Raw genomic sequence first — 20,080 nt, 5'->3', positions numbered from 1 at the left:
AATTCGTGAGGACGTTGACGTGACCGACATCGCCATGCTGCCCGAGTCCTGGCGCGGGGTTCTGGGTGACGAGCTGCAGCAGCCCTACTTCAAGGAGCTGACCGAGTTCGTCGAGGAGGAGCGGGCGAACGGCCCCGTCTACCCGCCCCGCGAGGAGGTCTTCGCCGCGCTCGACGCCACCCCGTACGACCGGGTGAAGGTCCTGGTCCTCGGCCAGGACCCGTACCACGGCGAGGGCCAGGGCCACGGCCTGTGCTTCTCCGTCCAGCCCGGCGTGAAGATCCCGCCGTCGCTGCGGAACATCTACAAGGAGATGAAGGGCGAGCTGGGCTGGGAGGAGACGCCGGACAACGGCTACCTGATGCCGTGGGCCCAGCAGGGCGTGCTCCTGCTCAACGCGGTCCTCACCGTCCGCGCCGGTGAGGCCAACTCCCACAAGAACAAGGGCTGGGAGAAGTTCACGGACGCGGTCATCCGCGCGGTGGCCGAACGCCCCGACCCGGTGGTCTTCGTCCTGTGGGGCGGCTACGCCCAGAAGAAGCTCCGCCTCATCGACGAGACCCGGCACGTCGTCGTCCAGGGCGCCCACCCGTCCCCCCTCTCCGCCAAGAAGTTCTTCGGCTCCCACCCCTTCACCCAGATCAACGAGGCGGTAGCCGCCCAGGGCCACGAGCCCATCGACTGGCACATCCCCAACCTGGGCTGACAACCCGCGGGGGCATAACCCCCTAGGGGCGCGGGGAACTGCGCGACCAGCCCCCACCGGGCCCGCAGCCGCCCACCGGCCTGTGCCCCGACGGCGCCGCCTGACCACAAAACCAGGCGGCTCCACCTAACGTCGGCAGCACACAACCGGCCGACAGCCCGGAGGGCCTCGTGGCGGAGCGACAGGAGCGCACGGCACCCGACGCCGTGCTCACACGGATCGGCCAGGTGGTGATGCTGCACCACGCCGGGGACCGCGAGGAGGCCCGCCGCCGCCTCCTCGACCTGTGGGCGGAGATCGGCGAGCACGGCGCCCCGCTGCACCGCTGCACCCTGGCCCACTACCTGGCCGACACCCAGGACGACCCGGGCGACGAACTCGCCTGGGACCTGAGGGCGTTGTCGGCGGCGGACGAGGCCACGGACGGGACGGCGGACGGGACGGAGGGAGCCGCGGGGCTGCGCGGCTTCTACCCCTCCCTGCACCTCAACCTCGCCGCCGACTACGTCAAGCTCGGCCGCACCGAGGCCGCCCGCACCCACCTGCGCCGGGCCCGCGGCGCGTCCGACGCCCTCGGCGACGACGGCTACGGCGACGGGGTCCGGGCCGCCATCAGCAGACTGGCGCTACGGCTCGGCGAGAACGACGCCCCGGGCGGCGACTCCTGGGGCCCGCCACGGCAGCGCCCGAACTAGCGGGCGAACCAGCGGGCGGACCGGCGGGCGCACCACGGCCTCGGCTCGGCGGCTTCAGTGCCCGTACGTCTGCTCGCAGATCCGCGCCTGCGGACTGTCCGCGCGCCAGCCGCCGTACTGCTTGCCGAGGGCACAGACGTCCGGAGCCTTCGGTACGGAACCGGTGACGTCGGGGAGGTCGGTCCGCGGAGTGTGCGTGCGGTGCGGCTGAGGGTGCGGCGGGGTGGCGGCGCGTGCGGCCGGCTGCCGGTGGTGGGCCGGGGGAGGGGGCGGTGCGGGAGTGTGCGGCGGGGCGGCCGAGGGGTGCGTCGGGGGCCGGGACGGGCCGACCATCTCCAGGGCCTCCTTGACCGGCGCCTGGACCACCTTCGGCTCGGCGCTGCCGTCCGGACGGGGCACCGACGGCAGCGAGGGCGCCGTCCCCGGCGGGGGGCCCGGCGCCGCCGGACGCTGGACCGTCACACAGCCGGAGAGGGCCGAGACGGCCACGGTGACCAGGAGCGCTGCGGTGGTGGTCGTTCGATGCACCCGCGCAACTCTGCTGGCTGGGCGCGGGCGTTGACACCGCCGACAGGAGTTTGGTGCCCCGCACGGGTGATCTCGTGCCCCGTACGGGGGACGGGCGGGTGCCAGGCTGACGTCAGTCGCCGGTGGCGCCGTCGATCCGCTCCCGGATCAGGTCGGCGTGGCCGTTGTGCCGGGCGTACTCCTCGATCATGTGCGTGTGGATCCAGCGCAGGTTGAACTGCTCTCCGGTGCGGTGATGGCGGCCCTTGGAGAGGTCGTCGAGGCCGAAGCCGGCCGCGGCGCGCCGGGCGGCCTCGATCTCGGCCTGCCACTGCGCGTACGCCTCCTGCCAGGTGTCCGCCTCGGTGAGGTGGAAGTCGCCGTCCGGATCCTCGTCGCTCCAGTGGAGCGACGGCGCCGCCTCGTCGGCGAGGACCCTGCGGTACCAGGACCGCTCCACGTCGGCCATGTGCCGCACCAGCCCCATCAGGGACAGCGGGGACGGCTCCACGGAGGCGGTCCTGAGCTGGGCGTCGGTCAGGCCCTCGCACTTCACCGCGAGGGTCTGCCGGTGGAACTCCAACCAGCCTTCCAGCATGGTGCGTTCGTCGGCGTCGATGGCGGGCGCATGGCGTTCGGTCGTCATGCCCCGCATCCTTGCCGAGCCCGCTCGATGCCACCACGGATTTTCGGCGCCGTATGCTTCGGGACAGGCACGCGTAGGCAACCGCTAGGGGAGCGCCAGTGAAGGTCGGCTGCATCGGACTCGGCGACATCGCGCAGAAGGCGTATCTGCCGGTCCTGGGCACGCGGCCGGGGCTCGAACTCCACCTCCAGACCCGCACCCCGGCCACCCTGGACCGGGTCGCCGACAGCCTCCACCTGCCCGCCGGCCGGCGCCACCTCACCCTCGACGACCTGCTCGCCCAGGACCTCGACGCCGCCTTCGTGCACGCGCCCACCGGCGCCCACCCCGAGATCGTCACGCGGCTGCTGGAGGCCGGCGTACCGACGTACGTCGACAAGCCGCTCGCGTACCGGCTGGCCGACTCCGAGCGGCTCGTGACGCTCGCCGAGGCCCGGAACGTGTCGCTGGCCGTCGGCTTCAACCGGCGCCACGCCCCCGGCTACGTCCAGTGCGCCGACCATCCGCGCGAGCTGATCCTGATGCAGAAGAACCGCATCGGGCTGCCCGAGGAACCGCGCACGATGATCCTCGACGACTTCATCCACGTCGTCGACACCCTGCGCTTCCTCGCCCCCGGCCCGGTCGACGACGTCACCGTCCGGGCCCGGGTCGCCGACGGTCTGCTGCACCACGTGGTGCTCCAGCTGTCCGGGGACGGCTTCACCGCGCTCGGGGTGATGAACCGGCTGAGCGGCTCGGCCGAGGAGATCCTGGAGGTCTCCGGGCAGGACACCAAGCGCCAGGTCGTCAACCTCTCCGAGGTGATCGACCACAAGGGGCAGCCGACGGTCCGCCGGCGCGGCGACTGGGTGCCGGTCGCCCGGCAGCGCGGCATCGAACAGGCGGTGCTCGCCTTCCTCGACGCCGTCCGTGCCGGCAAGGTGCTCAGCGCCCGGGACGCACTGGCGACCCATGAGCTGTGCGAGCAGGTGGTACGAGAGGTGCGCCAGCACCCCGGCGCAGCCTGACCGTCCGCAGCCCCTCGGACAGGCAGTAGACCGCAAGGACCAGCAGCGCGCCGTCCACCGGCCAGTCGCCGTAGCGCACGAACGGCGTGACACCGCGGGCGATCGGCACGGTGTAGACCTGTGCCGTGCTCGCGTCCGTGCCGAGCCACGGGCCCACCCGTTCCCCGCTAGGGCCGTACACGGCGGAGACTCCGGTCAGGGTGGCGTGCACCATCGTGCGGCCGGTCTCGGCGGCCCGCAGCGCGGCCAGCGAGGCGTGCTGCTCGGGGGCCCAGCTGTGCTGGAACGACGAGGTCGAGGACTGGCCTATCAGCACCTGGGCGCCGTCCTGGGCGAGGTGCCGGCTCATGTCGGGGAAGGCCGTCTCGAAGCAGACCAGCGGGCCGACCCGCAGCCCGTGGCCGACGTTCATCACCACCTGCTCGGTGCCGCGCCGCCGGTCCTCGCCGGCCGCCTTGCCGACCGAGGTGGCCCAGCCGAACAGCGAGCGGGCCGGTATGTACTCGCCGAACGGGACCAGCCGCATCTTGTCGTACCGCTCGCCGGTCGGGCCGTCCGGGCCCACCAGGATGGAGCTCTTGTAGATGCCGGGCCGGTCGGAGCGCCGGGCGTCGACGTTGACCAGGATGTCCGCGCCGGTCTCCCGGGAGAGGACCGCGATCCGCCGTGCGAGATCGGGCCGGTCCCCGAGGTCGTACCCGACGCTGCTCTCGCCCCACACGATCAGGTCCGGATGCTGTCCGGCCAGCTGCCTGGTCAGCTGCTCCTCCCGGTCGAACCGCCGGTCGCCGCTGTCGCCGCCGTCGACGACGCCGGGCTGTACGACGGCGATCCGGACGTGCCCGTCGACGTCCGGGCGCGGTGCCCACACCCAGGCGGCGGAGGTCGCGGCGGCCGTGGCCACCAGGGAGGCGACCGCCGGTGCCCGCGCCTCGCGCACGGAGACGAGCACGGCCACGGCCACGTTGACGGCCACCACCAGGAAGCTCAGCAGCCACACCCCGCCGACGGAGGCCAGCCGCAGCGCCGGCGTCACCTGCCACTGGGTCGCGCCGAGCATGCCCCAGGGCCCGCCGAGCCCCTGCCAGGACCGCACCAGCTCCACCATCAGCCAGCCCGACGGCAGCACCAGCACCGCGACCGCGGCCCGGGCCGGCGACGGCTCCCCGCCCAGCAGCCGGTGCGTCAGCCAGCCCCAGGGCGCCCAGAGCAGGCTCAGCAGCCCGGCGATCAGGAAGATGAAGACGTGCAGGCTCGGCAGCAGCCAGCTGTGCACCGCCACCATGAACCCGAACCCGCCGCACCAGCCGTCGTAGGCCGCCCGCCGCCCGGTCGGCGCCGAGCGGGCCAGCAGCAGCCAGGGAACCAGCGCGACATACGCCAGCCACCACAGCGACGGCGCCGGGAAGGCCAGGACCGGCAGCGCGCCCGCCAGCGCCCCGGCGCAGGAACGCCGCCAGGGGGAGGTGAGCCAGCGCTCGACGGTCCTCATGCGTCGCCTCCTGCCCGCGGGTCCTTCCAGTGTGCGGGACCGGGCGGGATCTCCGACAGGGGGCACGGGAGCGGGCTCAGTCGGTCAGGGCGGCCGTGCGCTCGGTCATCTTCCGCCACTTCTCCTCGACGACCACCCGGCGCAGCCGCCAGCCGTCCCGGGTGCGCAGCAGCGCGAAGGAGTAGCGGCCGCCGCACACGAAGTCGGGGGCGGTGGAGACGCCGTCGCCGCCGGCGAAGCGCATGGGGTTGATGTAGTCGGCCTGGACCTGGGCGCTGTCGCCGGTGTCGTGCTCCAGCACCCCGAACCGCGTCCGGCGGTTGACGATCAGATGCTGGCGCATCGCGAACAGCGCGAGGTTCTCGGCGAGCCACCCGGAGATCTGCTCCGCGTCCCCCTCGATCCCGCCGGCGGACCGGTAGTCGGCCCGCCCGTCCGCGGCGAACAGTCCGCGGTACGCGGCCCAGTCACCGTCGTCCACGGCCACCGCGTACTGGGTGACCACCTCGTCCACGGCCAGCCGGTCCATCACGGTCGCGAGCTCCACACGCTGCGTCATCGGCACAGTGTTGGGCACGGCGCGGGCCGAGCCAAGGGGTACGGGCGATTTTCGGGAGGTGTTCGATCTCGGCCGCGGACAACACACCGCGGTCACTTGGCAGCGGTCGGCACCTTGCCGAGCTTCTTCAGCTGTGCCCTGATGACCGCCTCCGGCACGGCGGCCGACTCCTCGCCACCCGGCCCGCCGGGGCGGTTGAAGGTGGTGAACATGGCGACCGTCGCGCCCTGGCGGACCGCCACCACCGCGTACGGCACCCGCACCGGCTCCTCGTCCGCGCTGCCGGCGGCCAGTTGGGTCAGCCGCAGGGACACGGACTCGTCGCCGTAGCCGGGGTCGGGCCGGACCTGGACCTCGGCGTAGTCGAAGTCCACCAGGACGTCCTTGAAGGTCCCGCACCGCTCGGCGGCCGTCCGCAACGCGTCGATCACCCGCTCCGCGTCTCCGGAGCCGTGCGACGAAAGGGTCAGGTGCGCACTCGGTCCGTGCGCCGTCGAGGAGACGATCCGGGCGGTACGCGCGGTGGCGGCGAAACCGCTGCTGCCGCCCACCGCCTGGACGGCGGGGGCGCATTCGGCGGGCTCCGCCGTCTTGCGGGACGCGGAGGTGGCCGCCAGGTCCCGCCGCACCTCGTACCCGTCGAGATCCGTGCCCGTGAGCGTCGCCCGCTCCAGTGCCGCCTTGCTCAACGGCTCGGCCGAGGTGCCCTCCTGGGCGTCCTGCCCCGTTCCGCAAGCGGCGAGCACCCACGCCAGCGAGGTCATGACCATGGCCATCGCACTGCCGGCACGTCTTCGGCGAACCACTGTTTCCCCACCCGTTCGTTTCCGGAACGCGAGCCCGCGATCCCGGCTCGGAGCATCGAGCAGCAGAGTAGATCGTCGGACGGGGAGGCGAACCGGGTTTTCGCGGACGCCCGGGAGGAGCCGGCTGCCCTCCTCGTCTCCGGGGGCTCGGGCGCCGGCGGTCGTAGGATCTTGGTCCGGTCCGCATTCAGGAGGTTCGCATGACACGTCCCGTCACGGTCGTCACCGGCGGCAGCCGGGGGATCGGCGCCGCGACCTGTCTGCGGCTCGCGGCCGACGGACACGATCTGGTGATCGGGTACCGCCGGGACGCCGACGCCGCCGAGACGGTCGCGGAGGGGGTGCGGAAGGCCGGGGCGCGCGGTGTCGTCGTACCGGTGGACACGGCCGTGGAGGCCGAGGTGGAGCGGCTCTTCGACACGGCGGAGGAGCGGCTCGGGCCGGTCTCGGGGCTGGTGAACAACGCGGCCGTGACCGGCCCGTTCGGGCGGCTGGTGGATGCCGGGACCGCGGATCTGCGGCGGGTCGTGGAGGTCAACCTGCTGGGCACGCTGCTGTGTTCGCGGCGGGCGGCGCGGCTGATGGCGGCGCGGGGGAGCGGGGCGATCGTGAACGTGTCCTCGGCGGCGGCCACGCTCGGCAGCCCCGGCGAGTACGTCCACTACGCGGCGACCAAGGCGGCCGTGGACGCGCTCACCGTGGGCCTCGCCAAGGAACTCGGCCCGGACGGTGTGCGGGTGAACGCGGTGGCGCCCGGCGTGATCGAGACGGAGATCCACGCGGCGATGGGCGACCCCGGCCGGGCCGAACGGGTCGGCGCCGGCACCCCGTTGGGCCGCGCCGGGAGGCCGGAGGAGATCGCCGGCGCCATCGCCTGGCTGCTGTCGCCCGAGGCCTCCTACACGACGGGCGCGGTGCTGCGGGTCTCCGGCGGGCGCTGAACCCGGCGCCGGGTCAGGCCGCCTCGATGATCCGCTCGCGGATCGCCTCGGCCCACTCGACCACCAACAGCTCGTACTCCGCCCGCTCCTGGGCCGACAGAGTTCCGCCCGCACGCAGCCACAGCGCCCGGATGTGCTCGTTGACCTCGGCAGCAGACCGCGCGGAACCAGGGGTTCGGGAATCGGGGGACATACGGAACAGCGTAGGGGCAAGAACTGACGGTGCGCTACCGGGCCACTACGCAGACCGTATGGGGTTGGTCACGGGCGATACGGCGGGCGGGCGGCCGAGCCCCGGCATTTGCCGGACGGGTGGTCACGGCACGGACCCGGCCCTGGGCCCCTGGGCAGGCCTTCGCTCTCGCCGGAGCCGATTCGGCGGCCCGACGCCCGGGAGAACGGGGGGATTTCGGGGTTGGCCGAGATACGGCGCCCGGGCCGGACTCACGCCGTGTGCGCCGCGGAGGCGAGCAGGGCCAGCTTCTCCGCGCTGTCGCTGCCCGGGTCCGGGTGGTAGACGACGAGCGTCTGGCCGGCCGTGCCGCTGACGCCCAGCCGCTCCCGGTGCAGCCGGAGCCGGCCGACCTGAGGGTGGTCCAGGCACTTGGCGGCGCCCTCGCAGGCGGCCACGTCGTGACGGGCCCAGAGGCGGCTGAACTCTGGGCTGGCGAGGCAGAGTTCACCGATCAGGTCGATGACGCGGGGATCGTCCGCGTCGGTCCCGACGGAGCGGCGGAAACCGGCGACCATGCCCGCCCCGGCGTTCTCCCAGTCCGGGTGCAGGGCCTGCTCGGCGGGGTCGAGGAAGGTGTCCCGCAGCCGGTTGGCGCCCACCGTGAGACGGGGTGACAGGGCGGTCGCCAGGGCGTTGACGGCGAGCACGTCGAAGTAGCGGCCCTCGACGACGGCGGGGAGCGGCAGCGTGGCGACGAGCTGGGCGATGCCGGGCGGGACGGTCTCCCCGCGGGCACGGCGGCGCCGCCGGGGCCTTCCGGTGCCCGGACCGGCCAGGCCGAGCAGGTACGCCGTCGCGTTCTCGTCGAGCAGCAGCACGCGGGCCAGGGACTCCAGGACCTGTACGGACGGATTGCGGTCGCGGCCCTGTTCCAGGCGCAGGTAGTAGTCGGCGCTGATCCCGGCCAGCATCGCGACCTCCTCCCGGCGCAGGCCCGGCACCCGCCGTGTCCCGAGCACGGGGAGGCCGGCCTGCTCGGGCGTGACGAGCTCGCGGCGGGCCCGTACGTAGGCGCCCAGCAGGTTCGGTGCGTCGGTCATCCCGCCACGGTAGTCCGGGCCGCCGCGCCCGTGCCTGGTCCTGTCACCCCCAGGATCACCGGGGCTCTGCCGCGGCCGGAGCCGGGCCGCGAGCGTTGTCGGCGACAGCCGCGAACGATCCGAGGAGCACGATCATGTCGACGTATCTGCTGGTGCACGGCGCCTGGCACAGCGGGGAGTGCTGGGAGCGGGTGGTCCCGCTGCTGACCGGGGCCGGGCACCGGGTGTACGCGCCCTCCCTGACGGGACACGGCGACAAGGCCCGGCTGCTCGGGCCCGACGTCGGCCTGGACACCCATGTGGACGACATCGTCCGACTGATCACGGACGAGGACCTCGACGACGTCGTCCTCGTGGGGCACAGCTACGCGGGGCTGGTCGTCTCGGCCGCCGCCAACCGGGTCCCCGGCCGGATCGGCCACCTCGTCTACCTCGACGCGATGGTCCCGGAGCACGGCGAGAGCGCCGCCGACATCCAGCCGGTGACCCGGGCCCTGATCGAGCGCACCCTGGCCTCCGGCGACGGCTGGCGGGTCCCGCCGCTGCCCGAACTCCCGCCGCCGTACGGCCTGTTCGGGGTCACCGATCCGGCGGACCTGGCGTGGCTGCGCACGATGCTCACCGACCACGCGGTGCGCTGCCTCCAGCAGCCGGTACGGCTGGACGACCCGGCCGTGCGCGCGATCCCCAGGACCCACATCCACTGCGTGGCCGCCGTACCGGAGGGCGTCGTCCGCCGCCCGGTGCCCGCGGAAGAGCGGGTGTGGGAACTCCCGACCGGCCACGACAGCATGATCACCATGCCGGCCGAGCTCACCGAGCTGCTGCTCAAGATCGCCTGAGCGCCGGAGAACCCGCCGAAGGACGCGCTCCGACCGGGCTAGCTCGCCGACTCCGCCGCGTGCGGGCTCAGCACGTCCGCCGAGACCAGGGCGATGATGACGATGCCGAGGGCGACGCGGTACCAGACGAAGGGCATGAAGCTCTTGTTGGAGATCCACTTCATGAACCAGGCGATGACCGCGTACCCGGAGACGAAGGCGATCACCGTCGCGAAGAGGGTCGGGCCCCAGTCCACATGCCCCTGGCCCACCGAGTCCTTGACCTCGAAGGCGCCGGAGGCGAGCACCGCCGGGATGGCGAGGAGGAAGGAGTAGCGGGCCGCCGCCTCGCGCTTGTAGCCCATGAACAGGCCGCCGCTGATGGTGGCGCCGGAGCGGGAGACGCCGGGGATCAGGGCGCAGGCCTGGCAGAGGCCGAAGACCAGGCCGTCCTTGATACTGAGGTTCTCCAGGGTCTTGCGCTGCTTGGGCGCCCGGTGCTTGCCGCCCGTCTCGTCGCGGGCGGCGAGCCGGTCGGCTATGCCGATGACGACGCCGACGACGATCAGCATCGTCGCCGTGATCCGCAGATCGCGGAACGGGCCCTCGATCTGGTCCTTGAGCGTCACACCCAGCAGGCCGATCGGGATCGAGCCGACGATCACCAGCCAGCCCATCTGGGCGTCGTGGTCCGACCGCATCGCCTTGTCGAACAGCGACCGGAACCAGGCGGAGATGATCCGCCCGATGTCCTTGCGGAAGTAGATCAGGACGGCGGTCTCCGTGCCGATCTGGGTGATCGCCGTGAAGGCCGCGCCCGGGTCCTCCCAGCCGGAGAAGGCCGCGGTCAGCCGCAGATGCGCGCTGGAGGAGACGGGCAGGAACTCGGTCAGCCCCTGGACGAGTCCGAGGATCAGCGATTCAAACCAAGACATGAAGGTACGGCGTCCCAGGGGTGAGGGGGCGGCTGGAGGTCGCGGCGGCGCGCGTGATCATGCGTGTGCAACGGCAGCGTAGCGGGCCCGGATGACAGCCCGGACACAGGGGTTGGGCAGGCGGACCCGGGGCAGGGGCGGGCGGGAGAGCGGGTCGGGGGCGGGTGGGGAGCGGGTGGGGACCGCCCGGGGAGCGGCCGGGGAGGTCGCCATGATCCGCCGGACATCCGAGGGGGTGTTGACCGGTTGAGGTGCCGCCGCTTACGTTTCTGCAGGAGAAAGCGCTTGCTCCCGCACATCGGGGTGCGTGTGCGGCGCACGTCGGGCGGTGGTTCGCACCCATCGTCGGTACACGCCCCGAGGAGTGCTGATCACGTCCATGCCCCGCTCGCCCCGCTCCCCAGCCCCCTTCACCGGCCGGCGCATCCGGGCCGCCGTCGTCGGCGCCGGCGCCATCGGCCGCGGTTCGCACCTGCCCGCGCTCGCCCGGCTGGCCGCGGAGGGCGAGACCGAGGTCGTCGCCGCCGTCGACATCGATGCCGACGCCGTCGGGGAGTTCTGCGCCGAGGCGGGCATTCCGCACGCCTACACCGACCTGGACCGGATGCTCGACGAGCAGCGGCCCGACCTGGTCACCATCGGCACCCCGCCCACCCTGCACAAGGCGCAGACGCTGGCCGCGCTGCGGGCCGGTGCCTGGGTGTGGTGCGAGAAGCCGCCCGTGCCGTCGCTGGCCGACTTCGACGCGGTCGAGGCCGAGGAGGGCACCGACGGCGGGCCGTACGCCTCGATCGTCTTCCAGCACCGCTTCGGCTCCGCCGCCACCCATGTGCGCCGGCTGCTCGCCGAGGGGGCGCTGGGCCGCCCGCTGGTGGCCCACTGCCAGACCACCTGGTACCGCGACACCGCTTACTACGCCGTGCCCTGGCGGGGCCGCTGGGCGACGGAGGGCGGCGGCCCGGCCATGGGCCACGGCATCCACCAGATGGATCTGCTCCTCGACCTGCTGGGGCCGTGGAGCGAGGTGCGGGCCATGGCCGCCCGGCTGGTGCACGACGTGGAGACCGAGGACGTCTCCACCGCCCTGGTCCGGTTCGCGAACGGCGCCCTGGCGACCGTCGTGAACAGCGTGCTCAGCCCCGACGAGGTGAGCCGCATCCGGATCGACTGCGAGCGCGCCACCGTCGAGCTGACCCACCTCTACGGCCACAGCAACGAGAACTGGCGCATCACCCCCGCCCCCGGTGTCCCCGCCGAGGAGGCCGCGGCCTGGCAGGACTTCGGCCCGGACGTGCCCAGCTCGCACCTGGCCCAGCTGCGCGAGCTGATCGCCGGCATGCGGGCGGGGGAGCGGCCGCGCAGCAGCGGCCCCGACGGGCGCACCAGCCTGGAGCTGATCACCGCGCTGTACAAGTCGGCGTTCACCGACACGACCGTGCGCGCGGGCGGGATCGGTCCGGGTGATCCTTATTACACGGCCCTGCACGGGGGCGCCCCGGGCTGGGCGCCGGTCGAGCGCGAGGAGGTGTCCGCGTGAGCGGCGAGCTGCGGATCACGCACGCCCACGGCGACCGGGTCACGGTGACCGAGCCGGTCACCGGGGTGCAACTCTTCACGTACGTGTACCGCCCCGAGGCGGCCTGGGAGGCGCCGCGGCCCTACCTGCACCCGGTCCGCACCCTCGCCGGGGACGTCGTCACCGACTACCGGCCCAACGACCACCGCTGGCACAAGGGCCTCTCCCTGACCGCCTCGCACCTGTCCGGCGCCAATCTGTGGGGCGGCAACTCCTATGTCCACGGCCAGGGTTACGTCGCCATCCCGGAGCGCGTCGGCTCGATGCGCCACCTCGGCTTCGACGAACTGTCCTCGGCTCAGGGGCGGCTCGTCATCGCGGAACGGCTGAGCTGGCATCCGTACGACGGCTCGCTGTGGGCGGACGAGCGGCGCCGCATCGAGGTCCACGACGTCGACCCCGACTCCGGCTCCTGGGCGCTGACCTGGGACAGCGCGATCACCAACCGCCGTGGCGAGCCGCTCCTGTTCGGCAGCCCGACCACCGCCGGTCGCGAACAGGCGGGTTACACCGGCCTGTTCTGGCGCGGCCCGCGCGCCTTCCGGGACGGCCGGATCATCGGCCCGGACGGGGAGGGCCCGGAGCTGATGGGTTCCCAGTCCCCCTGGCTGGCCCTCTCCGGCGAGCACGACGGCGCCGACGGCCATGCCACCGTCGTCTTCGAACACGCCCCGGAGAACGACCACTCGGGCACGGCCGGTACCCATCCCGCCCACTGGTTCGTGCGCAACGACCCGTTCGCCGGCATCGCCCCCTCCTGGGCCTTTCACGACGAACTCGAACTGGCCCCCGGCGACACCCTGCACCGCCGCTACCGGGTGGTCTTCGCGAACGGCGCCTGGGAGCGCGCGGACATCGCCAAGTACCTGGAGGCGCATCCGTGGTGAACGGCGGGGAGTTCGCGTTCGCGGGCCTGCCGGGCGGGGTCGCGGTCTCCCGCCTGTGCGTGTACGACTGGCCCGCCGCCGACGGCGTGCGCGGCGGAACTCCCCATCTGCACCTGGCCTGTTCGGAGGCGTACGTCGTCACCGGCGGCCGGGGTGCGGTACAGACGCTCACCACCTCCGGGTACGAGGTCACGCCCCTGGTGCCCGGCACGGTCGCCTGGTTCACGCCGGGCACCGTCCACCGCCTCGTCAACGAGGACGACCTGCGCATCACCGTGCTGATGCAGAACAGCGGACTCCCGGAGGCCGGGGACGCCGTGCTGACGCTGCCGCCGGAGTACCTGACCGACCCGGCGGCCTACGCGGCGGCGACCACCGTCCCGGCCGACGCGCCGGAGGCCGAGCGGGAGCGGTTCGCCCGCGCCCGCCGCGACCTCGCCCTGGAGGGCTACCGCGCCCTGCGCGAGGCCGCCGGACCGGAGCCGCTGGCCGCCTTCCACCGGGCCGCCGCGGCGCTCGTACGGCCCCGGCTCGACGAGTGGCGCGAGCGCTGGCTGCGCGGCGCGCGGGCCGCCGCCGCGGCCACGGGGGAGCAGCTCGACCGCCTCGGACGGGGCGATGTCACGCACCTGGCCGAGGCCGTCGTACAGGCCGAACAGCCCTTTGAGCAGGGCCGGTTCGGGATGTGCGGGCGGCTCGACGTGTACCGGCAGGGGCAGTAGGGCCGGGTTACGGGGCGGTCGGGCCGGCGACGGTCCAGCCGGGGGACTGCGGGTGGGCCGTCAGGTCCGCGTGGCGGACCTGGTCGCCGCAGGCCGCGCAGGTGACGACCGGGGTGAGGGTCTTCCCGCAGCTGTGCTCGATCACCATGGGGCGGTCGCCCTCCTGGCGGAGGTGGCGGTCGCCCCAGGCCATGAGGGTCATCAGGACCGGCTCCAGTTCGAGGCCCGCCGGGGTGGGCCGGTACTCGAAGCGCTGCGGGCGCTCGCTGTAGACGCGCCTGGTGAGGATCCCGGCGTCGACGAGCCGGCGCAGCCGGGTGGCCAGGATGTCGCGCGGGGCGCCGATGTTGCGTACCAGCTGGTCGAAGCGGCCGTTGCCCAGGAACACCTCCCGCAGCACCAGCAGCGAGTGCTTCTCCCCGACCAGTGCCAGGGCGTCGGCGATCGAGCAGGGTCGGGGATCCTTCGGGGCGGCCATGCCTGCCAGTCTAGAGGCTTTTCCTGGATGGGTTTGATTTTCCAACCCTTCGGGTTACAGTGGGTTCGGATTTCCTACTCACCGGTAGTCAACACTGGCAATCGAGGTCCCGTGATGCGTGACGCAGTCATCGTCGAAGCCGTACGCACTCCTGTCGGGAAGGGCAAGCCGAACGGCTCCCTGGCACACGTCCACCCCGTCGAACTCCTCGCCCACACCCTGCGCACCCTCGTCGAGCGCTCCGGCGTCGACCCGGCCCTCATCGACGACGTCATCGGCGGCACCGTCGACCAGGTCGGCGAGCAGGCCATGAACACCACCCGGTACGCCGTGCTCTCGGCGGGCTTCCCGGAGACCGTGCCCGCGACCACCGTCGACCGGCAGTGCGGCTCCTCCCAGCAGGCCGTGCACTTCGCGGCGCAGGGCGTCATGTCCGGCGCCTACGACATCGTCGTGGCCTGCGGGGTCGAGTCGATGAGCCGGGTGCCCATGTGGTCCAACGTGCCGGCCGGCCAGGACCCCTTCGGTCCCGGAGTCGCCGCGCGCTACCCGGAGGGCCTCGTGCCGCAGGGCATCAGTGCCGAACTCATCGCCGCCAAGTGGTCGCTCTCGCGGGCGGAGCTGGACGCGTTCGCGGTCTCCTCGCACCAGCGGGCGGCGGCCGCGTGGGAGGCGGGGCGGTTCGACGCGGAGGTGGCGCCGCTGGACGGGGTGAGCCGGGACGAGTCCGTACGGCCCGGGACCACCGCCGAGATCCTCGCCGGGCTCAGGCCCGCCTACTACGACCCCGGGTTCGCCGAGCGCTTCCCGCAGATCGAGTGGAACGTCACGGCGGGCAACGCGAGCCCGGTCAACGACGGGGCCTCCGCCGTGCTGATCATGGCCGGGGAGACCGCGGAGCGGCTCGGGCTGCGGCCGCTGGCCCGGCTGCACGCGTTCGCCGTGACCGGCTCCGACCCCTTGCTGATGCTGACCGGGGTGATCCCGGCGACGGAGAAGGTGCTGCGGCGGGCCGGGCTCACGGTGGGAGACATCGACCTCTTCGAGGTGAACGAGGCGTTCTCCAGTGTGGTGCTGGCCTGGCGGCAGGAGACGGGGGCCGACCTGGCGAAGGTGAACGTGCACGGTGGGGCGATCGCGTTGGGGCATCCGCTGGGGGCGAGCGGGACCCGGCTGACCACGACGCTGGTGCATGCCCTGCGGGAGCGCGGGGCGCGGTACGGGCTGCAGACCATGTGCGAGGCGGGCGGGTTGGCGAACGCGATGATTCTGGAGGCGGTTCGGTAGGGGGTGCTGTGCGCCTAAGGAGGGGCCGCGTTGTGTTGTTGTGCGGCTGCTGCGCCGTGGGGGCTGGTCGCGCAGTTCCCCGCGCCCCTGGCGGGGCGCTGTGGTTGGCGGATGCTCAGGAGGCGCGGTCTATTTCGCTCGCAGGTGGTGGCGTTTGCGCCAGGCGACCACTGCGCCGGCGACCGCGGGGATGACGATGGCGGCGACGGAGATCAGGAAGACCGGGGACGTCGGTGTCGAGGCTCGGGCGCCTGCGACGACATAGGCGGCCACGTTCGGGATCGAACCCAGGCCCGTGGCGAGCAGGTACGGGGCGTAGCGCATGCGGGAGACGGCGGCGGCGTAGTTGGCGGCCCAGAAGGGGACACCGGGGAAGAGGCGTACCGCCAGCATCGAGCGGAAGCCGTGCTTGCTGAACTGGTGGTCGGCGGCCTTCAGCAACCGGCCGCGCAGCAGCGGGCGCAGCGCCTCCTGGCCGAGCATCCGGCCGAGCGCGAAGGAGAGCCAGGCGCCGAGCAGGGTGCCCGCCATGGCCGCGCCCATGCCCAGTGCGGAGCCGAACAGCGCGCCGGCCGCGAGGTTCAGGATCGGCCGGGGCACGAACGCCACCGTGATCAGGCCGTACGCCACGGCGAAGATCACCACCGCGGTGGTGCCCTCGACCTGCGGTGGCCAGCCCCGGGTCATCAGTCTCTGCGGCTCGAAGAGCAGCACCGACGCCCCGGCCGCCGCGAGCAGGGCGACGAGCAGGGCCAGTCGCGACCACGGCGACAGCAGCACCCGGGTGCAGCGTGCGGTGAAGTTCACCGGAGCGGGCAGGACAAGGGGCAGCTCCTTGGCGGCGGCCGGGGGAGCGGCCGTGGCGGTGCCAGAGCGGTTGGCATCGAGCATTCGGTGACAGTAACCGAAGCCGATGTGTGATCGCCGTATGGATGCTGTCCATTGGGCGAACCGGCGCCGGAGAAAACCGTTCGACGTGGGGCGACGCGTCGGCAATGATCTGCGTCATGTTCCGGTTCGCCTTCCTCGTCGCAGCATCCGCAGTCGCGGATGCGCCGAAGGCTGCCGTCCCCGTTCTCACGGCCGCTGTCGACGGCGCCCGAAGCTGACCCTCCCCGGATCGCCCGGCGGACCCCGCAGGGGGAGGGTCGGCGGATCACCCGGGGTCCCCGCGTCCCGCCCTGACGGGACGCATCACCGCAGTTCAGGCTTTGAGGTAGAGCCATGCCCAAGACGGCATACGTCCGCACCAAACCGCATCTCAACATCGGCACGATGGGCCACGTCGACCACGGCAAGACGACCCTGACCGCCGCCATCACCAAGGTCCTCGCCGAGCGCGGCACCGGCACGTTCGTGCCGTTCGACCGCATCGACCGGGCCCCCGAGGAGGCACTGCGCGGCATCACCATCAACATCGCGCACGTCGAGTACGAGACCGACACCCGGCATTACGCCCACGTGGACATGCCGGGCCATGCCGACTACGTCAAGAACATGGTCACCGGTGCCGCGCAGCTGGACGGGGCGATCCTCGTCGTCTCCGCGCTCGACGGGATCATGCCGCAGACCGCCGAACACGTGCTGCTCGCCCGGCAGGTGGGCGTCGACCACATCGTGGTCGCGCTCAACAAGGCCGACGCGGGCGACGAGGAACTCACCGACCTCGTGGAGCTGGAGGTCCGGGAGCTGCTGACCGCGCAGGGGTACGGCGGTGACTCCGTGCCCGTCGTACGGGTCTCCGGGCTCAAGGCCCTGGAGGGGGACCCGCGGTGGACGGCGTCCATCGAGGCCCTGCTGGACGCGGTGGACACGTACGTGCCCATGCCGGAGCGGTACCTGGACGCGCCGTTCCTGCTGCCGGTGGAGAACGTGCTCACCATCACCGGGCGGGGCACGGTCGTGACCGGGGCCGTGGAGCGGGGGACCGTGCGGGTCGGGGACCGGGTGGAGGTGCTCGGCGCGGACGTCGAGACCGTCGTCACCGGGCTGGAGACCTTCGGGAAGCCGATGGACGAGGCGCAGGCCGGGGACAACGTGGCGCTGCTGCTGCGGGGCGTGCCCCGGGACGCGGTGCGGCGGGGGCATGTCGTGGCGGCGCCGGGGAGCGTGGTGCCGGCCCGGCGGTTCTCGGCGCGGGTGTACGTGCTGTCCGGGCGCGAAGGGGGTCGTACGACTCCGGTCTCGACCGGGTACCGGCCGCAGTTCTACATCCGTACGGCGGATGTGGTCGGGGACGTCGACCTCGGCGAGGTGGCGGTCGCCCGGCCCGGGGACACGGTGGAGCTGACCGTGGAGCTGGGGAGGGCGGTGCCGCTGGAGGCGGGGCTCGGGTTCGCCATCCGTGAGGGTGGCAGGACCGTGGGGGCGGGGACCGTGACCGCGGTGGAGTGAGGTCGCGGTGGGTGGGGGACTGCGGGCCGGTGGGGGCCGGTCGCGCAGTTCCCCGCGCCCCTTTCGGGGCGCTGGTGTCGCCGTCGGACAGTGCGCGCCGCGCCTCTTGGGGAGGGCGACAATGGTGTCGTGAGTGAATCCATACCCGTCGTCCGTGTCACCGAGCACGGCACCGCCAAGCTCATGCCCGATGTCGATCGGGAACGGGCCTGGCTGCTGACCGTCGACGGGGCGCCGCAGTCGTACGTCGATCTGGACGAGCCCACGCATCTGGAGTTCGAGTACGCCCGGCGGCTCGGGCATGTGCTGGACGCGGTGGCGGAGGCCGGGGTGCCGCTCGACGTGCTGCATCTCGGCGGGGGCGCGCTGACGCTGCCCCGGTATGTGGCGGCGACCCGGCCGGGGTCCCGGCAGGATGTCGTGGACGCCGACCGGGGGCTGCTGGAGCTGGTCACCGAGCACCTGCCGTGGGGGGACGGTGCGGGGATCGCCCTGCATGCCGCCGACGCCCGGGGCTGGCTGGAGGGGGCGCCCGGGGACTCGGCCGATGTGCTGATCGCCGATGTCTTCGGGGGGTCCAGGATCCCCGCGCATCTGACCTCGCTGGGCTACGCGCGGGAGGCCGAGCGGGTGCTGCGCGCCGACGGGGTCTATCTCGCGAACCTGGCGGACTCCGCCCCCTTCGACTTCCTGCGTTCCCAACTCGCCACCTTCGCGGTGGTGTTCGAGGAGCTGGCGGTCATCGCCGAGCCGGGGGTACTGCGCGGGCGGCGGTTCGGGAACGCGGTGCTCATCGCCTCGCACCGGCCGCTCGACGCGGGCGGCCTGGCCCGTCGTACGGCCGCCGACGCCTTTCCGGCGCGGGTCGAACACGGCAGCGTGCTCAGGGAGTTCGTCGGCGGGGCCCGGCCGGTCAGGGACGCGGACGCCGTGCCGTCACCCGAGCCCCCCGGCGGCACGTTCGGGATCGGGTGACTCCGAGGACGCGGTGACCGGGAGCGTGCGGCGGGTCAGGTCGCGCACGTCCGGCACCAGGAGGACCGCGGCGGTCACGGCGACGACCAGGCCCGCGCAGCCCCACAGGGCCGGGCTCCGGCCGAAGGCGTCCTCGGCGGGGCCGGCCAGGGCCGTCGCCAGCGGCAGCAGGGAGACCGAGCCGAACCAGTCGTACGCCGAGACCCGGGAGAGCTTCTCCTCGGGGATCTCCTGGTGCAACGCGGTCATCCAGGAGACCCCGAAGACCTCGACGGTGGTGCCGGCCACGAACATCACCGCGCAGAGCGCCCCGATGGGGACGGGGACCGCCAGCGCCGCCGAGGGCAGGGCGAGCGGGAAGATGCACAGGGTGCCCACGAACAGCAGACGGCGGGGTTTCCAGCGGGTCATCAGCAGGGCGCCGGCCACCGTGCCCGCGCCGAAGGCACCCAGGGCGAGACCCCAGGGGCCCGGTCCGCCGAGGCTGTCGCGGGCGACCAGCGGGCCGTAGACCGCGTCGGCGGCGCCCACCACCGCGTTCGCGATCGAGAACTGGACGACGATGCCCCAGAGCCAGGGGCGCCCGGCGAACTCGCGCCAGCCCTCCTTGAGGTCGGCCAGCAGCCCGTCGCCCGGGGTGCGCGGCGGGATGTGGCTGACGTCGAGGAAGGAGCGGAGGGTCCCGGCGATCGCGAAGGCCGCCGCGTCCACCGCCAGCACCCAGCCGGGGCCGATCGCGGCCACCAGCGCACCGCCCAGCGCCGCACCGCCGAGGGCCGCGCCCTGCATCGCCATCCGGAACACCGCGAAGGCCCGGCCCGCCTGTTCCCCGCTCACCGAGGACATCAGCATGCCCTCCGCCGCCGGGCTGAAGAAGGCCTGGCCGGTGCCGCCCAGCGCCGTGAGCAGCATCATCTGCCACAGGCGCGGCTCGCCGGCGAGCACGAGGACGGCGAAGGCGCCCTGGGAGAGGAAGTTGAGCGCGTTGGCCGCGACCATCACCCGGTGCCGGGGGAAACGATCCGCCACCGCGCCGCCGATGAGCAGGAAGAGCACCAGTGGCAGGGTGCGGGCGGCGGCCACCAGTCCGACGTCCCCGCCGTCGCCGCCCGCGTCCAGCACCGCGAACGCGGCGGCGATCAGCGAGCCGTTGGCGCCCAGGCTCGTCACGATCGCCGCCGCGGTCAGCAGGCTGTAGTTGCGGCCCGCCCAGGCGGGTCCGCGCAGGCGGGAGGGGGTGCCGGGGGAGTCGGAGGTGGAGGTCACCGACCGACTATCCCTGCCGGGAGCCCGGCTTGCCAAACCGATTGTCGGGCATATCGTCGCCCGATCCGGTCAGCCTCCGGCAGGCTCCCGGTCAGCCTCCGG

General features: G+C 73.1%; 22 protein-coding genes. 11 read left to right on the top strand and 11 right to left on the bottom strand.

Annotation, left to right across the window (positions count from 1 at the left end; all coding sequences use genetic code 11):
- Nucleotides 1-19: 19 nt before the first annotated feature.
- Both ung and ACGFZS_RS37340 read left to right on the top strand, forming a co-directional pair.
- Nucleotides 20-706 (top strand): uracil-DNA glycosylase, encoded by a 687-nt coding sequence (gene ung, locus ACGFZS_RS37345; RefSeq protein WP_393798831.1) that lies wholly within the window; start codon nucleotides 20-22, stop codon nucleotides 704-706.
- A 170-nt stretch (nucleotides 707-876) separates the two neighbouring features.
- Nucleotides 877-1,401: a hypothetical protein gene (locus ACGFZS_RS37340; RefSeq protein WP_393798830.1), complete on the top strand. Its 525-nt coding sequence runs from the start codon at nucleotides 877-879 to the stop codon at nucleotides 1,399-1,401.
- Nucleotides 1,402-1,455: 54 nt separating this feature from the next.
- On the opposite strand, the gene ACGFZS_RS37335 is transcribed toward ACGFZS_RS37340, so the two are convergent.
- Nucleotides 1,456-1,929 (bottom strand): hypothetical protein, encoded by a 474-nt coding sequence (locus ACGFZS_RS37335; protein ID WP_393798829.1) that lies wholly within the window; start codon nucleotides 1,927-1,929, stop codon nucleotides 1,456-1,458.
- Between the two features lie 112 nt (nucleotides 1,930-2,041).
- Nucleotides 2,042-2,554: a DinB family protein gene (locus tag ACGFZS_RS37330; RefSeq protein WP_393667200.1), complete on the bottom strand. Its 513-nt coding sequence runs from the start codon at nucleotides 2,552-2,554 to the stop codon at nucleotides 2,042-2,044.
- A 98-nt stretch (nucleotides 2,555-2,652) separates the two neighbouring features.
- Here ACGFZS_RS37330 and ACGFZS_RS37325 point away from each other — a divergent pair, with 98 nt between their 5' ends.
- Nucleotides 2,653-3,564: a Gfo/Idh/MocA family protein gene (locus ACGFZS_RS37325; protein ID WP_393798828.1), complete on the top strand. Its 912-nt coding sequence runs from the start codon at nucleotides 2,653-2,655 to the stop codon at nucleotides 3,562-3,564.
- Here the strand turns inward: ACGFZS_RS37325 and lnt are convergent.
- The 3 genes from lnt to ACGFZS_RS37310 form a co-directional block, all read right to left on the bottom strand.
- Entirely contained in the window at nucleotides 3,482-5,056 is a 1,575-nt protein-coding gene (gene lnt, locus ACGFZS_RS37320) for an apolipoprotein N-acyltransferase (RefSeq protein WP_393798827.1), read from the bottom strand. The genes ACGFZS_RS37325 and lnt overlap by 83 nt on opposite strands.
- 76 nt (nucleotides 5,057-5,132) lie before the next feature.
- A complete protein-coding gene (locus ACGFZS_RS37315) occupies nucleotides 5,133-5,615 on the bottom strand; it encodes a nuclear transport factor 2 family protein (protein WP_393798826.1) in 483 nt (160 codons plus the stop codon).
- Nucleotides 5,616-5,707: 92 nt separating this feature from the next.
- Entirely contained in the window at nucleotides 5,708-6,379 is a 672-nt protein-coding gene (locus ACGFZS_RS37310) for a hypothetical protein (RefSeq protein ID WP_393798825.1), read from the bottom strand.
- A 242-nt stretch (nucleotides 6,380-6,621) separates the two neighbouring features.
- On the opposite strand from ACGFZS_RS37310, the gene ACGFZS_RS37305 reads away from it, so the two are divergent.
- Nucleotides 6,622-7,362: an SDR family oxidoreductase gene (locus tag ACGFZS_RS37305; RefSeq protein ID WP_393798824.1), complete on the top strand. Its 741-nt coding sequence runs from the start codon at nucleotides 6,622-6,624 to the stop codon at nucleotides 7,360-7,362.
- 13 nt (nucleotides 7,363-7,375) lie between these two features.
- Here the strand turns inward: ACGFZS_RS37305 and ACGFZS_RS37300 are convergent, their stop codons facing one another.
- Nucleotides 7,376-7,555 (bottom strand): hypothetical protein, encoded by a 180-nt coding sequence (locus ACGFZS_RS37300; protein ID WP_355714438.1) that lies wholly within the window; start codon nucleotides 7,553-7,555, stop codon nucleotides 7,376-7,378.
- A gap of 251 nt (nucleotides 7,556-7,806) precedes the next feature.
- Nucleotides 7,807-8,637 carry a helix-turn-helix domain-containing protein gene (locus ACGFZS_RS37295; protein ID WP_393798823.1) on the bottom strand — a complete coding sequence of 277 codons (831 nt, stop codon included), beginning with the start codon at nucleotides 8,635-8,637 and terminating at the stop codon, nucleotides 7,807-7,809.
- 134 nt (nucleotides 8,638-8,771) lie between these two features.
- Between ACGFZS_RS37295 and ACGFZS_RS37290 the strand changes: the two genes are divergently transcribed.
- Nucleotides 8,772-9,479, top strand: coding sequence for an alpha/beta fold hydrolase (locus tag ACGFZS_RS37290; protein WP_393798822.1), 708 nt, complete (start codon nucleotides 8,772-8,774; stop codon nucleotides 9,477-9,479).
- Between the two features lie 38 nt (nucleotides 9,480-9,517).
- Here ACGFZS_RS37290 and ACGFZS_RS37285 read toward each other — a convergent pair whose 3' ends face one another.
- The gene (locus ACGFZS_RS37285; protein WP_393798821.1) at nucleotides 9,518-10,393 is read right to left on the bottom strand and encodes an undecaprenyl-diphosphate phosphatase; all 876 of its coding nucleotides are present in this window, start codon (nucleotides 10,391-10,393) and stop codon (nucleotides 9,518-9,520) included.
- Between the two features lie 379 nt (nucleotides 10,394-10,772).
- Between ACGFZS_RS37285 and ACGFZS_RS37280 the strand changes: the two genes are divergently transcribed.
- The 3 genes from ACGFZS_RS37280 to ACGFZS_RS37270 are packed head-to-tail and all read left to right on the top strand — an operon-like array spanning nucleotide 10,773 to nucleotide 13,578.
- Entirely contained in the window at nucleotides 10,773-11,930 is a 1,158-nt protein-coding gene (locus ACGFZS_RS37280) for a Gfo/Idh/MocA family protein (RefSeq protein ID WP_393798820.1), read from the top strand.
- Nucleotides 11,927-12,856, top strand: a complete 930-nt coding sequence (locus ACGFZS_RS37275) for a PmoA family protein (protein ID WP_393798819.1) — start codon at nucleotides 11,927-11,929, stop codon at nucleotides 12,854-12,856. The genes ACGFZS_RS37280 and ACGFZS_RS37275 overlap by 4 nt, the downstream gene beginning before the upstream one ends.
- Nucleotides 12,850-13,578: a cupin gene (locus ACGFZS_RS37270; RefSeq protein ID WP_355714422.1), complete on the top strand. Its 729-nt coding sequence runs from the start codon at nucleotides 12,850-12,852 to the stop codon at nucleotides 13,576-13,578. Before ACGFZS_RS37275 ends, ACGFZS_RS37270 begins: the two co-directional genes overlap by 7 nt.
- 7 nt (nucleotides 13,579-13,585) lie before the next feature.
- On the opposite strand, the gene ACGFZS_RS37265 is transcribed toward ACGFZS_RS37270, so the two are convergent.
- The gene (locus tag ACGFZS_RS37265) at nucleotides 13,586-14,056 is read right to left on the bottom strand and encodes a winged helix-turn-helix transcriptional regulator (RefSeq protein ID WP_393798818.1); all 471 of its coding nucleotides are present in this window, start codon (nucleotides 14,054-14,056) and stop codon (nucleotides 13,586-13,588) included.
- Nucleotides 14,057-14,170: 114 nt separating this feature from the next.
- Between ACGFZS_RS37265 and ACGFZS_RS37260 the strand changes: the two genes are divergently transcribed.
- Entirely contained in the window at nucleotides 14,171-15,343 is a 1,173-nt protein-coding gene (locus ACGFZS_RS37260; RefSeq protein WP_393798817.1) for a thiolase family protein, read from the top strand.
- A gap of 129 nt (nucleotides 15,344-15,472) precedes the next feature.
- On the opposite strand, the gene ACGFZS_RS37255 is transcribed toward ACGFZS_RS37260, so the two are convergent.
- Nucleotides 15,473-16,234 (bottom strand): TVP38/TMEM64 family protein, encoded by a 762-nt coding sequence (locus ACGFZS_RS37255; RefSeq protein WP_393798816.1) that lies wholly within the window; start codon nucleotides 16,232-16,234, stop codon nucleotides 15,473-15,475.
- Nucleotides 16,235-16,567: 333 nt separating this feature from the next.
- On the opposite strand from ACGFZS_RS37255, the gene tuf reads away from it, so the two are divergent.
- Together tuf and ACGFZS_RS37245 are read left to right on the top strand one after the other, a co-directional pair.
- The gene (tuf, locus tag ACGFZS_RS37250) at nucleotides 16,568-17,737 is read left to right on the top strand and encodes an elongation factor Tu (protein WP_393798815.1); all 1,170 of its coding nucleotides are present in this window, start codon (nucleotides 16,568-16,570) and stop codon (nucleotides 17,735-17,737) included.
- Nucleotides 17,738-17,866: 129 nt separating this feature from the next.
- Nucleotides 17,867-18,712: a spermidine synthase gene (locus ACGFZS_RS37245; protein WP_393798814.1), complete on the top strand. Its 846-nt coding sequence runs from the start codon at nucleotides 17,867-17,869 to the stop codon at nucleotides 18,710-18,712.
- Here the strand turns inward: ACGFZS_RS37245 and ACGFZS_RS37240 are convergent.
- Nucleotides 18,674-19,978, bottom strand: a complete 1,305-nt coding sequence (locus ACGFZS_RS37240) for an MFS transporter (protein WP_393798813.1) — start codon at nucleotides 19,976-19,978, stop codon at nucleotides 18,674-18,676. The two genes, ACGFZS_RS37245 and ACGFZS_RS37240, sit on opposite strands and share 39 nt — an antisense overlap.
- Nucleotides 19,979-20,080: the final 102 nt, after the last annotated feature.

Source organism: Streptomyces sp. NPDC048288 (assembly GCF_043201555.1).
In the GTDB taxonomy this organism is placed as follows: Bacteria; Actinomycetota; Actinomycetes; order Streptomycetales; family Streptomycetaceae; genus Streptomyces.
This window is presented reverse-complemented; position numbering and strand designations above follow the sequence as displayed.